At 38.7% G+C, this 15178-nt stretch carries 11 protein-coding genes and 1 riboswitch; of the genes, 2 read left to right on the top strand and 9 right to left on the bottom strand.

What is annotated here, in order from left to right; all coding sequences use genetic code 11:
• Positions 1 to 117: 117 nt before the first annotated feature.
• On the bottom strand, positions 118 to 549 hold the full coding sequence (locus tag MUW56_RS13090; protein WP_292013603.1) for a DinB family protein: 432 nt from the start codon (positions 547 to 549) through the stop codon (positions 118 to 120).
• A 3-nt stretch (positions 550 to 552) separates the two neighbouring features.
• On the bottom strand, positions 553 to 1221 hold the full coding sequence (folE, locus tag MUW56_RS13085; RefSeq protein WP_292013602.1) for a GTP cyclohydrolase I FolE: 669 nt from the start codon (positions 1219 to 1221) through the stop codon (positions 553 to 555).
• Between the two features lie 101 nt (positions 1222 to 1322).
• On the opposite strand from folE, the gene MUW56_RS13080 reads away from it, so the two are divergent.
• Positions 1323 to 2474, top strand: coding sequence for a hypothetical protein (locus tag MUW56_RS13080; RefSeq protein WP_292013601.1), 1152 nt, complete (start codon positions 1323 to 1325; stop codon positions 2472 to 2474).
• 52 nt (positions 2475 to 2526) lie between these two features.
• On the opposite strand, the gene metF is transcribed toward MUW56_RS13080, so the two are convergent.
• From metF to MUW56_RS13045, 7 genes are all read right to left on the bottom strand, one after another.
• Positions 2527 to 3486 (bottom strand): methylenetetrahydrofolate reductase [NAD(P)H], encoded by a 960-nt coding sequence (metF, locus tag MUW56_RS13075; protein WP_292013600.1) that lies wholly within the window; start codon positions 3484 to 3486, stop codon positions 2527 to 2529.
• A gap of 7 nt (positions 3487 to 3493) precedes the next feature.
• On the bottom strand, positions 3494 to 6154 hold the full coding sequence (gene metH, locus MUW56_RS13070) for a methionine synthase (protein ID WP_292013599.1): 2661 nt from the start codon (positions 6152 to 6154) through the stop codon (positions 3494 to 3496).
• Positions 6155 to 6159: 5 nt separating this feature from the next.
• Entirely contained in the window at positions 6160 to 7251 is a 1092-nt protein-coding gene (locus MUW56_RS13065; RefSeq protein WP_292013598.1) for a fatty acid desaturase, read from the bottom strand.
• A gap of 83 nt (positions 7252 to 7334) precedes the next feature.
• Positions 7335 to 8345 carry a homocysteine S-methyltransferase family protein gene (locus MUW56_RS13060; protein WP_292013597.1) on the bottom strand — a complete coding sequence of 337 codons (1011 nt, stop codon included), beginning with the start codon at positions 8343 to 8345 and terminating at the stop codon, positions 7335 to 7337.
• Positions 8346 to 8417: 72 nt separating this feature from the next.
• Positions 8418 to 9578: an O-succinylhomoserine sulfhydrylase gene (locus MUW56_RS13055; protein WP_292013596.1), complete on the bottom strand. Its 1161-nt coding sequence runs from the start codon at positions 9576 to 9578 to the stop codon at positions 8418 to 8420.
• A 76-nt stretch (positions 9579 to 9654) separates the two neighbouring features.
• The gene (locus MUW56_RS13050) at positions 9655 to 11193 is read right to left on the bottom strand and encodes an NAD(P)-binding domain-containing protein (RefSeq protein ID WP_292013595.1); all 1539 of its coding nucleotides are present in this window, start codon (positions 11191 to 11193) and stop codon (positions 9655 to 9657) included.
• A gap of 4 nt (positions 11194 to 11197) precedes the next feature.
• Positions 11198 to 12136, bottom strand: a complete 939-nt coding sequence (locus tag MUW56_RS13045) for an alpha/beta fold hydrolase (RefSeq protein ID WP_292013594.1) — start codon at positions 12134 to 12136, stop codon at positions 11198 to 11200.
• 58 nt (positions 12137 to 12194) lie between these two features.
• A riboswitch (SAM riboswitch) is annotated at positions 12195 to 12302 on the bottom strand.
• Positions 12303 to 12489: 187 nt separating this feature from the next.
• Here MUW56_RS13045 and MUW56_RS13040 point away from each other — a divergent pair.
• Entirely contained in the window at positions 12490 to 15105 is a 2616-nt protein-coding gene (locus MUW56_RS13040; RefSeq protein ID WP_292013593.1) for a glucosidase, read from the top strand.
• The last annotated feature ends 73 nt before the right edge of the window (positions 15106 to 15178 follow it).

Here is a 15178-nt window from a genome sequence, read left to right as displayed (position 1 = left end):
TAAGTTAAAAGATTTAATGATTAAAAGATTCAAAAATTAGTTAAAAAAATATTCTGTCACAACAAATAATCGTTGTGATGAAAATTTTATCTGAAACTTTTTTAAATTTTATCATAATTAAATTGCTTTTAAATGATGGTGCAGATGATCCACATAATCCCTGATCAAAAACTCCAGGGTAAAAACCTGAGGTTCTGTTTTGGTTGTATCGCAGGTTCTCTGTAAGGCATCACCAGGAATATTTTCAACGATATAAACAATCTGATAGTTCAGCGACTTCCACAGATCAATAAGATCTGCAGTGGGAACATTCTGATAGTTCTGGGCTTTTACCCAGATGTTCTGATCATATACAATATTCTCATTCTCCTTATATTGAGTCACTACAAATCTACGGATATTCGTAAAAGCACTGTCACAAAGATGGCCTATAATTTCTTTTTTAGACCATTTTTCCGGTGAAGTTTTGAGTGACCACTCTTCTTCAGATATATTTTGGAATCTCTGAAGTTCAGCATCAATAGTATTTTTAAGGATCTGGTAGTTCATTTACTAATAATCGAGTTTAGCATGGCTACCTACATAATGTAAGAATTCCTGTCTTGTGATAGGGTTCGTTCTGAATATACCACTTAATTCTGCCGTAATGGTAGAGCTCGCCGTATCTTTTATCCCTCTGCAGTTGACACAAAGGTGTTTTGCATCAATAATACAGGCTACATCTTTTGTTCCCAATGCTTCCTTCAAAGCATTTACGATCTGCATGGTAAGCCTTTCCTGTACCTGTGGTCTTTTCGCATAATAATCAACAATCCTGTTGATTTTAGAAAGACCGATTACCTCTCCGTTTGAGATATAGGCAACGTGTGCCCTCCCGATGATGGGTAAAAAGTGGTGTTCACAAAAAGAATATACGGTGATATCTTTTTCCACCAGCATCTGACGGTATTTATATTTATTTGAAAAAGTAGAGATCCCCGGTTTGTTTTCCGGAAGAAGTCCTCCGAAAATCTCGTTCACATACATTTTGGCAACACGCTTTGGAGAATCCTTTAAAGAATCATCGGTCATATCCAGTCCCAATGTTTCCATAATCTCCCCAAAAAGCTCAGTAATTTTTTCTATTTTTTCCTGTGGCGATTTATCAAAAGCATCTTCCCTTATAGGCGTATGTTCTTTTCCTGTGAAAATATCATCGTCGTTATCAGTAAAATCAACCATTTTTATTTAATTTGCAGCAAAAATACGGATAATATCTGTTCATCTATTTCAATTGAGGTGAAAAACATTATCTTTTATAACCTGCTCTGATTAAAAAGTCTATGATTATTGTCGAAGAAGTACAAAACAAAGAACACAAAAGGGAATTTCTGGAATTCCCTGCTCAGCTTTATCAACACGACAAAAATTATATCCGGCCTTTAGATCAACATATTGAGGAGATCTTTGATCCTGAAAAGAACAAATTCTTTAAGAATGGTGAATGTAAAAGGTTTCTGTTTAAAAACAACAATAAGACGGTTGGTAAAGTAGCTGTGTTTGTGAACAACTGCTATCAGCAGAAGCAGCCTACCGGTGGGATTGGTTTTTTCGACTGTATCCATGACCAGCAGACCGCTGATTTTATTTTTGACCATTGTAAAAACTGGCTCCGGGAAAAAGGAATGGAAGCCATGGACGGGCCTATTAATTTTGGAGAACGGGATAAATTCTGGGGCCTTTTGATTGAAGGTTTTATAGAGCCTTTATTTGCAATGAATTACAATTTCCCTTACTACAGGGAACTTTTTGAAAATTATGGTTTTCAGATTTATTTTGAACAACTTTGTTTTACGAGACCTGTTTTCGCAGAAGTTTCAAGGATTTTTACCATTGCTCATGAAAAAAACAGAAGAAATCCTGCTATTTCTGCCCAGCCTATGAAAAAAAACAATCTGAAGAAGTTTGCCAAAGACTTTACTGAGGTTTATAACAAAGCATGGGCTTCTCATGGGGAAGGGAAACAGCTGGAGGAAGCCAAGGTCCTGAAAATGTTCAATACCATGAAACCTATCATCAATGAGCATATCTCGTGGTTTGTATATGAAAATGAAAAACCAATCGCGATGTGGATCAATCTTCCGGACCTGAACCAATGGTTTAAATATTTAAATGGGAAGTTTGGAATTTTTGAAAAGCTGAAGTTTTTGCTGCTCAAGCGATTTAAAAAGAATGAAAAAATGGTCGGCCTTGTGTTTGGAGTGGTTCCCGAATGGCAAAAAAAAGGAATTGACGGATACATGATCTGGGAAGGCACCCAGCACCTGAGAAAGCATACGGATTTTACAACGACTGAGCTTCAGTGGATTGGGGATTTCAATCCTAAGATGATCAAAATTGCGGAAACGCTTGATACAACGGTAACCAGAAAACTGGCAACTTACCGCTACTTATTCGATCGGGATCAGGAATTTGAAAGACATCCTGTTCTATAAAATAAAAGCCCTGCCTTTGAACGGCAGGGTTTCTTCATTTTTGGTACTTTTATTAGAATAGCTCACCGGCTACTTTTTTAATATTATCGCTTTTCCCCATTGAGTAGAAGTGCAAAACGGGAACTCCAAAATCCAGAAGTTCTCTGCACTGGGCAATAGACCACTCTATTCCGATTTGCTTTACAGCTTCATTATTTTTTGCATTTTCCACTTCACTGATCAGTTCTTCCGGAAGATCTATTTTGAATACCTGCGGCAGAATTTTCAGATGCTTTTTCGTTGCAATGGGTTTAATTCCGGGAATGATAGGAACGGTAATTCCCATCTCTCTTGCTTTCTGAACGAATTCAATATACTTTTTATTGTCAAAAAACATTTGGGTAACGATATAATCTGCTCCGGCATCCACTTTCTGTTTCAGCCATTTCAAATCATAGTTCATGGAAGGCGCTTCCATATGTTTCTCGGGATATCCGGCCACACCGATACAGAATTTATTGAGATCGTCACAGACCATATCCTCATTATGGAGATATTTTCCTCTACCCAGGTCATTGATCTGATGTACGAGGTCCATTGCGCTGGCATGTCCCCCCTGTGTAGGTTCAAAATACTGATGTCCTTTCATGGCATCACCCCTCAAAGCCATAATATTCTCTATTCCCAGATACATACAGTCTACCAAAAGATATTCTGTTTCTTCTTTTGTAAAGCCACCACAAAGTAAATGAGGAACTGTATCCACATTATATTTATGCTGGATGGCGGCACAAATCCCCAAAGTTCCCGGACGCATTCTCGTGATGCGCCGCTCCATCAGCCCATTTCCTTTGTCGATATAGATATATTCTTCCCTTGAAGTCGTAACATCAATGAATGGCGGTTTGAATTCCATCAGCGGATCTATATTCGTATAAAGGTCTTCAATACCGATTCCTTTCTGTGGCGGAACAACTTCTAAGGAGAATAAAGTTTTTCCATTTGCATTTTTAATGTGTTCTGTTATCTTCATATCAATTTTAATCTGCTAAATTTGGTGACAACCATTTTCTCGCTTCCTGGAGGCTACACCCTCTTCTGGCAGCATAATCCTTAAGCTGGTCTTCTGTAATTTTTCCCAAGCCGAAATATTTGGCGTGCGGACTTCCGAAATAATACCCGGAAACGGAAGCTGTAGGAAACATCGCCAGACTTTCCGTCAGGTAAACTCCGATGTTTTCCTCTACTTTTAAAAGATCCCAAATGGTTTTCTTTTCCAGATGGTCAGGACAAGCCGGATAGCCCGGAGCAGGGCGGACTCCTTTGTACTTTTCAGCAATTAATTCTTCATTGCTTAAACTTTCCTGATTGGCATATCCCCAGTATTCCGTTCTCACTTTTTTATGTAAAAATTCGGCATAGGCCTCAGCAAAACGGTCTGCCAATGCTTTTACCATGATGGAGTTGTAATCATCATGGGCTTTTTCATATTCACCGGACAATTCATCTGTTCCAAAGCCTGTGGTCACACAAAATGCTCCCATATAATCGGTTTTCCCTGAGTTTTGAGGGGCAATAAAATCACTTAAGGCCAGATATTCTTTTCCTTTTGATCTTTGGGCCTGCTGTCTTAAGGTTAAAAATTTAGCCTGCTCATTATTATTCTCATCCAAGATCAGAATATCATCTGATTCATTGGAATTGGCTTTAAAAATCCCAAAAATAGCTTTGGCTGTTAATAGCTTTTCATCCAAAATCCTCTTCAGAATAACCTGGGCATCTTTGAATAATTCTTTAGCCTGAACGCCTACTACCTCATCTTCCAAGATATTAGGATATTTTCCGTGTAAATCCCAGCTTCTGAAAAATGGTGACCAGTCGATAAACGGAACAAGTTCATTCAGATCCTGATCTTCGATCACTTTAATCCCCACATTATTCGGAGTAAAGATCTCTTCATTTTCCCAATCTATTGTAAAATGATTTTCTCGGGCTTCTTGAATGGATACATAATCTTTATCCACCTGTCTGTTCAGGAACTTTTCTCTGAAATCCGAATAGTCATTTTTTAAATCTGACACATATTCTTTGTTTCGGTCTCCCAGCAATGAACTTACCACATTTACAGCTCTGGAAGCATCATTGACGTGAACGACTGCATTTTTATATTTTAAATCGATTTTCACTGCAGTATGGGCTTTTGAAGTCGTTGCACCACCAATCAATAAAGGAAAATCTAAATTTTGTCTTTCCAACTCCGAAGCGATATAGACCATTTCATCCAGACTCGGGGTAATCAACCCGCTTAATCCAATCACATCTACTTTTTCTTCAATCGCAGTCTGAATAATCTTTTCTGCAGGAACCATTACGCCAAGGTCTACGATCTCATAATTGTTACAGCCAAGAACCACGCTCACAATATTTTTACCGATATCATGAACATCGCCTTTTACGGTAGCCATTAAGATCTTCCCGTTGGCTGGCTTGGAACCGTCTTTTTCTGCTTCAATATAAGGCTGTAAATAAGCAACTGCCTTTTTCATTACCCTTGCCGATTTTACAACCTGCGGCAGGAACATTTTTCCACTTCCGAACAAGTCTCCTACCACGCCCATTCCGGTCATCAGATTAACTTCAATGACATGAAGCGGTTTTGCAGCCAATTGCCTTGCTTCTTCCACATCTTCTTCAATAAAACGGTCAATCCCTTTTACCAATGCATAAGTAATCCGTTCCTGCAATGGATTATTTCTCCATTCTAAGTCTTCGGTTTTTTCTTTCTTTACCGATTTATGTTTTTCTGAATAATCAAGCAGCCTTTCCGTAGCATCTTCTCTTCTATCCAGGATAACATCCTCTACCCGTTCCAGCAGTTCCTTATTGATTTCATCATACACCTCCAGCATTGCCGGGTTTACAATACCAATATTCATCCCTGCCTGAATAGCATGATAAAGAAATACAGAGTGCATAGCTTCTCTTACCGTATCATTTCCACGGAATGAAAAGGAAACATTGCTTACTCCCCCACTTACAGAGGCATAGGGAAGATTTTGTCTTACCCATCGTGTCGCCTCGATAAAGTCGATGGCATTTTTTCTGTGCTCATCCATCCCCGTAGCAACCGGGAAAATATTTAAGTCGAAAATGATATCTTCTGCCGGGAATCCGATCTGGTTGACCAGAATATCATAAGACCGTTTTGAAATTTCGATTCTTCGTTCAAGACTGTCAGCCTGCCCTACCTCATCAAATGCCATGACGATCACTGCTGCTCCATATCTCTTGATCGCTTTTGCATGTTTGATAAACTCCTGTTCTCCTTCTTTTAGGCTGATAGAATTCACCACACATTTCCCTTGTGCTACCTGAAGACCCGCTTCAAGGATCTCCCATTTGGAAGAATCGACCATAATGGGAATTCTTGCGATATCGGGTTCGGAAGCAATTAAGTTCAGAAATTTGATCATGGACGCTTTTCCGTCAATCAGTCCGTCGTCGAAGTTGACATCCAGAATCTGAGCACCTCCTTCTACCTGATGGCGGGCAATATCTAATGCTTCAGAGAATTTTTCCTCTTTAATTAGTCTTAAAAATTTTTTGGAGCCGGCAACATTGGTTCTTTCACCAACGTTGATGAAATTACTCTCCGGTGTTATGATAAGAGGCTCAAGGCCTGATAATCTTAAATATTTCATCAATTTTATTCTTCTAAAATATAATAGGCATTATTGGCATTCTGCCTCAATAAATCTCTGTGCTTGCCTAGAGCAGTTACCAATGGAAATCTTTTATAAGCCAAGCCATGTTCTTTAGCAAATTCTTCGATTTCCTCTGTGATCTCATTATAATACATGTAGCTATAGTTTGGAAACAGATGATGGGCAACATGGAAATTGAAATTTCCCAACACGTTTCTTACCACCCAATTATTTTCTTTTAAATCATTGGTCACCTCCAACTGGTGACGAAGCCAGCTGAACGGAAGCCCGTTTTTCTCATTTAATCTTGGAAAAGCATTATCAGGGAGCGGATGCAGAGGCAATAAAACAAACAATGCAAAAATACTCGCTGAAATTACCTGTAAAAACCACGCTCCCAAAGCCAACCCAATGGATACTTTAAAGAACCAGACAGGAACCACAATCTGATAAAAGAAATAGAACAGTTTATAACTCACCATTTTTACTTTTTCTATAACAGGTATTCTTCCCTGGGTTTTTAAAATCACTCTTTCCTTATCAAAGAAGTCTCTAAAATCTCTTATAAACATCCAGTTGAATAAATACAACGGATATACTAAAAAGAAAAATCTGTGCTGATACTTCTGAACTCCCTTTGCTTTGATCCATGGTACGATCAGCAACAAACCACTCTGCTCAATATCCGTATCCCATCCATCCACATTGGGATAAGCATGATGACTGGCAATATGTCTTTTCTTCCAGATATAGGAATTAGCACCTACAAAATCAAAAATGTTCAACACGATCCCGTTCAGTCTCTTACTTTTGTAGATATTGTTATGGGCTGCTTCATGAATCAGGTTTAAATAAATCAAAACCAGAAAAATTCCCATTGATACAAAACTCAGCACATAAACCCAGGACCTTTCTGCATTGAAAACAGCAACAAGGTATAAGCTCAAATAGATTAACGGCAGCATAACCGCCTTGATCTGAATATAAATATCCCTGTTTTCAGGAATTGCTTCTATCCGTTGGTTCACTTTCTTTCTTAGTTCATTAAACAGCTTAGCATCATCTGAATCTTTTAAGTAACTCGGCTTTTCCATTATATTAAATTTTGTGGTTTACTTAAAGATAATATTTATAACCTAGTCCTCATTATTGCTTTTAATTAAAAAAATCTATCAAATCACACAAATTTCTTCAATTTTCTTGGCTCATACCTTTCTACAAGATCAGCAATTGCTTTGATATGTTCCGGAGTGGTCCCACAGCATCCCCCGATAATATTGATCAATCCTTTTTCCACATATTCTCTGATCTGTCTGGCCATATCTTCGGGAGTTTCATCATACTTTCCGAAAGCATTCGGTAAACCTGCATTCGGATAGGCTGAAACATAGAATTCTGAATTATGGGCCAATGTTTCCAAATAAGGTGTCAGCTGATCGGCTCCCAATGCACAGTTGAATCCGACACTTAACAAATTCAGATGGGAAACGGAGATCAAAAAAGCCTCAGCGGTCTGTCCACTTAATGTTCTTCCTGAAGCATCTGTGATGGTCCCTGAAACCATAATAGGGATTTCAATTCCTCTTTCATCCTGAATTTCATCAATGGCAAACAGCGCTGCTTTGGCATTCAGCGTATCAAAAATGGTCTCTACCAAAAGGATATCTGAACCTCCTTCCAGCAAAGCTTCACACTGCTGCTTGTAAGCGAAACGCAATTCTTCAAAAGTGATCGCTCTGTATCCGGGGTCGTTTACATCAGGGCTTAAACTTGCCGTTCTGTTGGTAGGGCCGATAGATCCTGCTACAAACCTTGGTTTATCCGGATTTTTTGCGGTGTATTCGTCGCAGGCTTTTCGGGCAATCTTTGCAGACTCATAGTTCAGCTCATAGACGAGTTCTTCCATATGATAATCCGCCATGGCGATTGTCGTTCCTGAAAATGTATTGGTCTCAATGATATCGGCTCCTGCTTCCAGATATTTCTTGTGTACTTCTTCAATGGCGTGAGGTTGTGTTAAAGAAAGCAGGTCATTATTTCCCTTTACCGGATGTTCCCAATCTTTGAACCGTTCCCCACGGTAATCTTCTTCCTCAAATTTATATCTCTGAAGCATTGTTCCCATGGCACCATCAAGAATTAAGATTCTTTCTGATAAAGCTTTATATAATTGTTCTGAATTTTTCATTTTTATCTATTTTGGCTAAAGCCGTTGAATATTTTGATCATCAAAACGGGTTAAAGCCCGTTCCTGTTGAATTTAATCTAAAGCCTGTTTCAGATCTGCAATAATGTCATCCACATTTTCTAAACCTACTGAACAACGAACCAATCCTGCTGTAATGCCTACTTCGTTTCTTTCTTCATCTGACAGTTTGGAGTGTGTTGTAGATGCCGGATGGGTAACGATCGTTCTTGTATCCCCTAAATTGGCAGACAGCGAACACATTTGTATCTTATCTAAGAAACTTCTTCCGCCTTCTATTCCGCCTTTAATTTCAAAAGCAACGATATTTCCTCCAAGCTTCATCTGTTTTTTAGCAACATCATAACTCGGGTGGGATTTCAGGAATGGGTATTTTACCAGCTCTACATTCGGATGGTTTTCCAAAAATTCTGCTACTTTCAATGCATTTTCACAGTGTTTTTCCACACGAATTGCCAGTGTTTCCAGGCTTTTTGATAATACCCAGGCATTGAAAGGAGATAAAGCAGGTCCTGTATTCCTTGCGAAAAGATAAATTTCTCTGATCAGGTCTTCTTTTCCTACTGCAATTCCTCCTAAAACACGTCCCTGTCCGTCAATCAATTTCGTTGCTGAATGTACAACAATATCTGCACCATATTTGATCGGCTGCTGAAGATAAGGTGTTGCAAAACAATTATCTACAATAAAGATCAGATGATGTTTTTTCGCAATCTGTCCGAAAAATTCCAGATCCAGGATTTCAATGGCAGGATTGGTAGGAGTTTCCAGGTATAAAACCTTTGTATTGGGTTTAATATATTTTTCAACATTCTCTGCATCTTCAGCTTTGAAGTAAGTTGTTTCAATATTCCATTTTGGGAAATACTTGGTAAACAAAGTGTGGGTTGATCCGAAAACCGACTGACAGCTTACAATATGATCTCCCGCACTCAATAATGCAGCAAAGGTGGAATAAATAGCGGCCATTCCTGTTGCAAACGCATATCCAGCTTCCGCACCTTCCATTTTTGCAATCTTCTCTGTAAACTCTGTGACATTCGGATTAGAGAAACGGCTGTACAGGTTTTTAGGCTTTTCTTCTGCAAAGCTTGCCCTCATATCTTCAGCATCCTGAAAAATAAAACTGGAGGTAAGATATAAAGGTGTGGAATGCTCGTCAAACTGAGTTCTTTCAGTTTGCGTTCTTATTGCTGATGTTTCAAAATTTTCCATATCGTTTTAATTAGTCTAACAATGTATCGATCTCCCAAAGTAATCATCGATACATTATGCATTTTAGTTTGTACAATTATTTGGTTTCACTTACTCTTAAAATATCACCGAAAACCCCTCTCGCCGTTACCTGAGCTCCGGCTCCGGCACCCATAATAACAATTGGATTTTCACCATAGCTCTCTGTATAGATCTCAAAGATTGAATCTGAACCTTTCAATTGTCCCAGTGCTGAACTTCCCGGTACGGAAACCAGCTTCACATCAAGCTGCCCTTTTTCTTCCTGAAGATTTCCATGTAAATCTCCCACATAACGAAGGACATGTCCCGGCTCCTGATTTTCTTTGATCTTCTGATATTCTTCATCAAGTTCTGCCAATCTTGAAATAAATTCATTTTTATCCACGGAAAGAAGGTTTTCAGGGATCAGGTTCTGAATATTGATATCCTGGAACTCATTGATCAGATCCAGCTCTCTTGCCAAAATCAAAAGTTTTCTTGCTACATCATTTCCTGAAAGGTCTTCGCGAGGGTCCGGCTCTGTATATCCTTTATCCATTGCTTCTCCTATAACTGTAGAAAATTGGTCATTTCTTACAGAGAAATTATTGAAGATATAGCTTAAGGAACCTGAAAAAACGCCTTTAATTCTTGTAATATTTTCTCCTGAAAGGTGTAATAATTTGATGGTGTCAATCAATGGAAGGCCGGCTCCTACATTAGTTTCATAAAGATAGCGTCTGTTATTTTTACTCAACGTATACCTTAGTTTGCGGTATTCTTCAATAGGAAGGGTGTTAAAGATCTTGTTGGAAGAAACCAGATCAAATCCGTTTTCTGCTAAGGCATGATAGTTTTTAACAAAGTCTTTACTTGCCGTGTTATCCACAACAATCAGGTTTTCCAATTGATTTTCATTAGAGAACCTGATCAGTTCCTGTACATTTGAAGGGTGCTCTGCTGCCACAACCTCATCGGTCCAGTTAGCATCAAACCCTTTTTTATTGAAGGCTATTTTCTTTGAATTAGCAACAGCCACTACTTTAAGATCGATTTTTTTACGTCTCTTAATTTCTTCAGAAGATTCCAAAACCTGTTCGATTAATGTTTTTCCAACGTTCCCATGACCGATAATTGCCAAATGAACTGTTTTTGGTTTTTTGAAAATCTCAGACTCCAAAATATTTCTGGTTTTCTCATCCTGTGAAGATGTGACTACAATATTCACTCTGTTTTCTCCTGCCACCTGGTTCAAAAGCAATGGGAATACATTGTTCCGGCCCAGCTCGGCAAGCACTTTATTGAAATCTTCCGCTACGAATCCTAATACGGAAACGTTATTGATGCTGTAAATCTGGGAAACCTTTCCTGACTTTCTTTCTGGTTCAAACTCATCAATAAGACAAGCTACAGCTTTTTCTGCATCATTCTCATGAACCAATATGGAAATGCCGTTCTCTATGGCTTGTTGAGAAATAACCCCTACACTGATACGCGCTAAAGTAAGTGCTTTAAAAATCCGTCCGTCAATTCCGATTTCTCCAAGGAAATCTTCTCCTTCAAATTTGATGATTGATCTGTTCTTCAAAAATTTTATTTCGTTAGCGTTTTTCATTACTCTATAAGATATTTTTTATGATATTATTTAATTGTTTGTACTCCATTAGGAAGGCATCATGCCCGTGTATAGACTGGATCTCGTGGTATGAAACATTCTTATTTTTCTCTTTTAAATTTTCAAAACACATCCGGATTTCAGAAGCCGGAAAGAATAAGTCTGTATCTACGGAGATCATGTGCATTCGTGCCTGTAGGTTCTCCAGTGTCGTTTTATCAGCATTTATATTCATCAGGAGATGATTCATCAGCTTGTAAGCTTTTAAACTAAACCTTTCGTTTAGTGCATTACCGTGATAAATTAACCAGTCTTCTGATTCCAGGCGCTGTTTCTCCTGATTATATTGGTTTTGAAATCTGTCATTGAGTGACTGTGGAGTTCTATAACACAGCATGGCATGGATTCTGGCTTTCTGTAATGGTTCATCTTTATCATTCAATAAAAATTTCTGAACCAGACATTGGGCATGAAGCCAGTCGTGTGTTCTGTAATCACAGGCTATGGGAATAAATATTTCTGCGAGATCCGGCTGCTTGGCAAGCATTTCCCAGGCGATCCCTCCTCCTAAAGAGCCTCCGATAACAGCATACAGCTTTTTGATATGCAAAGCTTCAAGTCCCTGCAGAAATATATTGGCAATATCTGAAGGCGTGAAGTCTTCATAGTCTTCAATTAAAAAATGATCATATCCATTCCCCGGAATATTGAAACAAAGAACAGTGTACTTTTTTGTATCAATCACCTGATCTTCCCCAATGAGATGTTTCCACCAGCCTTTCTCTCCGGATACCTTTGAGTTGCCGGTTAAAGCATGATTAATCAGGATAATGGGTGCTGTAAACAGGGCTTTCCCGAAAAGCTCATAGCTTAACGGGATATGATATTCCTTTTGGGAATAAGTCTGATACGAAAGATTAATATAGTTTAGTTCTGTTTTCAATTCTATTATTTTAATACAATTGAAAATGCCACAGGAAATGGCTGAAAAGAACTTCAGTAAGTTATCTGTCCAAAATAATTTTGGTAGAACGTAGCACCTTCTTTACTTCCGTAAAGGGTTGCTAAGGTTTCGCAGGGTCTAATCCCTCAACCTTTCTTGATAACATTTTCAATATTTGAATGAACGAATGCTGCAAAGGTAGTTCTTTTCTTTTAATTTTAAAAAAAAATTATTTTAATATTTAAAAAATCCCATAGCACAAGCATTTCAAAGCTATATTAAGGATTCTTCAGATGGAAAGAATTGGAATTTTTTTCCAAAAAAACTAACTTCGTATGGAAAAATGATGACATATGACCGCCGAAAAAGAAAGATTACAAGATTCCAAATGGAAAAACTGGGGACCTTATGTAAGCAACCGGCAGTGGGGAAATGTGCGTGAAGATTACAGTCCGAACGGAAATGCATGGAACTACACCAATCATAATAACGCAGAAAGTTACGCCTACCGCTGGGGCGAAGAAGGTATTGCCGGAATTTCTGATGTAAAACAGCTTTTCTGCTTCGCTTTTTCATTTTGGAATAAGAAAGATAAAATGGTAAAGGAGCGTTTCTTTGGTCTCAGCAACCCGCAGGGAAATCACGGTGAAGATATCAAAGAAATTTTTTATTATCTGGATAATACCCCTACTCATAGTTATATGAAAATGGTGTACAAGTATCCGATCAATGAGTTTCCTTATGATGAGCTTGTTACTGAAAACGGAAGACGCAGCAAAAAGGATACTGAGTATGAAATTTTTGATACCGGAATTTTCGATCATAATGAGTATTTCGATATTTTCATGGAATACTGCAAAGCAGACCATAATGATATCCTGATCAGGGTTACCGTCTGTAACAGGAGCCAACAGGATGCTCCCATTGTAGTGGCGCCTACCGCATGGTTCAGAAACAACTGGAAATGGGGTTACAATACCTATAAAGCGGAAATGCATGCATCCCATGACGGAAGTATTCATATTGACCATGACAGCATTTCGGTCAAGAAGCTGTATTCAAGAAACCCAAATACACAAAGTGTATTCTGTGAAAATGAAACAAATACCCCGAAGCTTTATGGGGCCCCAAAAACTGAAAACTCTTATTTCAAAGATGGAATTAATGATTTCATTATCTATAGAGGGAACACTGTAAACCCGGAAAAAAGAGGGACCAAGGCATGTTTCCTTATTGATGAGCTTATTGGGAGCGGACAATCCAGAACTTTTGATTTCCGATTATGTCCTGATGATGCAGATGAGCCTTTTGAAAGGTTTGATGAAATATTCAGTATCAGAAAAAATGAAGCAGAAGAGTTCTATAATGAAATTCAGAGCGATACGACCAATGAAGATGAAAGAAACGTTCAAAGGCAAGCCTTTGCCGGACTTCTATGGAATAAACAGTTCTATCATTATAATATCGGAAAATGGCTGAAAGGAGATCCGAATTTTGAAGCGCCGAGAAATTTTAATGAGTATGTAAGAAATACGGAGTGGAACCATCTCCACAATAAGGACATTATTTCTATGCCTGACAAATGGGAATATCCCTGGTATGCAACCTGGGATCTTGCATTTCATTGTGTTCCCTTCTCTATCATTGATGCGGAATTTGCCAAAGGACAACTGCTGCTGCTGACCAAAGAGTGGTATATGCACCCTAATGGGCAGCTTCCTGCCTATGAATGGAATATGAGTGATGTAAATCCGCCTGTACATGCATGGTCCTGCTTCAGGGTTTTTAAAATTGATGAAAAAAATAACGGAAAACCGGACCTGCTATTCCTGGAGAAAGTTTTTCAGAAACTTCTCCTCAATTTCACCTGGTGGGTTAACCGAAAGGATAAAAATGGTAAAAATATTTTCGGAGGAGGTTTTCTCGGTCTTGATAATATTGGTGCTTTTGACCGGAATATGGTTTTAAAAGACGGACAGCATCTGGAACAGGCAGACGGAACAAGCTGGATGGCAATGTATGCATTGAATATGATGCGGATTGCGATGGAACTTGCCCAATATTACCAGGTGTATGAAGATATGGCGATCAAGTTTTTTGAACATTATCTCTATATCGCTGAAGCTATGGAAAATCTGGGAGAAGGAACCAAAGGTTTATGGAATGAGGAAGACGGATTTTTCTATGATGTTCTTCAACTTGGAAACGGGGACAGCGTCTCTCTGCGGTTAAGAAGTATCGTAGGCCTTATCCCTATGTTTGCTGTTGAAATCGTTGATCACAGATTACTGGAAAAAATGCCCAATTTCCGGGAAAGAATGGAATGGATATTAAAAAACAAGCCGGAACTGACCAAGCTGGTTTCTCATTGGGATGAAGAGGGACAAGGGAGAAAGCATTTAATGAGTATCCTCCGTAAAAACAGGCTTACCAAGGTATTGACCAGAATGCTTGATGAAAAAGAGTTTTTAAGCACATATGGAATTCGTGCCATGTCTAAGGTATATGAAGAAAACCCGTTCGTATTCTCCACTCACGGAAAGGAAAATGTAGTGTATTATACTCCTGCGGAAAGTGACAGCAGAATGTTTGGGGGAAACAGCAACTGGCGTGGTCCGATCTGGTTTCCCATTAATTTCCTGATCGTGGAAAGTTTACAGCGTTTTCATTACTATTATGGAAACAGTCTGAAAGTAGAATATCCAACCGGAAGCGGCGACAAAAGAAACCTTGATGAAGTGGCGCAGAATATCAGTAAAAGGCTCTGCTCTATCTTCTTAAAAGATGAAAACGGACAGCGGGCTTTCAACGGAGGAAACCCAACATTCAATTATGATGAACATTTCAAAGATTATATCACCTTCTTTGAATATTTCCATGGTGATAACGGCCGGGGTGTAGGGGCATCCCATCAGACCGGATGGACCGCCACTGTGGCAAAACTGATAAAACCAAGACTGACATTCTAAATAAGTAATGAATAATCAGCAATGAGTAATAAAAAAGCCGGATGAATCATCCGGCTTTTTCTATTTTTAAATA

The organism is Chryseobacterium sp. (genome assembly GCF_022869225.1).
GTDB lineage: Bacteria > Bacteroidota > Bacteroidia > Flavobacteriales > Weeksellaceae > Chryseobacterium.
Note: the sequence above shows the minus strand (reverse complement) of the source record. Positions and strands in the feature narration are given on the sequence as shown.

Bases quoted from the DNA above. Each gene is read 5' to 3' on its own strand.
- MUW56_RS13090 (WP_292013603.1), bottom strand. From the start codon at position 549: ATGAACTACCAGATCCTTAAAAATACTATTGATGCTGAACTTCAGAGA.
- folE (WP_292013602.1), bottom strand. From the start codon at position 1,221: ATGGTTGATTTTACTGATAACGACGATGATATTTTCACAGGAAAAGAA.
- MUW56_RS13080 (WP_292013601.1), top strand. From the start codon at position 1,323: ATGATTATTGTCGAAGAAGTACAAAACAAAGAACACAAAAGGGAATTT.
- metF (WP_292013600.1), bottom strand. From the start codon at position 3,486: ATGAAGATAACAGAACACATTAAAAATGCAAATGGAAAAACTTTATTC.
- metH (WP_292013599.1), bottom strand. From the start codon at position 6,154: ATGAAATATTTAAGATTATCAGGCCTTGAGCCTCTTATCATAACACCG.
- MUW56_RS13065 (WP_292013598.1), bottom strand. From the start codon at position 7,251: ATGGAAAAGCCGAGTTACTTAAAAGATTCAGATGATGCTAAGCTGTTT.
- MUW56_RS13060 (WP_292013597.1), bottom strand. From the start codon at position 8,345: ATGAAAAATTCAGAACAATTATATAAAGCTTTATCAGAAAGAATCTTA.
- MUW56_RS13055 (WP_292013596.1), bottom strand. From the start codon at position 9,578: ATGGAAAATTTTGAAACATCAGCAATAAGAACGCAAACTGAAAGAACT.
- MUW56_RS13050 (WP_292013595.1), bottom strand. From the start codon at position 11,193: ATGAAAAACGCTAACGAAATAAAATTTTTGAAGAACAGATCAATCATC.
- MUW56_RS13040 (WP_292013593.1), top strand. From the start codon at position 12,490: ATGACCGCCGAAAAAGAAAGATTACAAGATTCCAAATGGAAAAACTGG.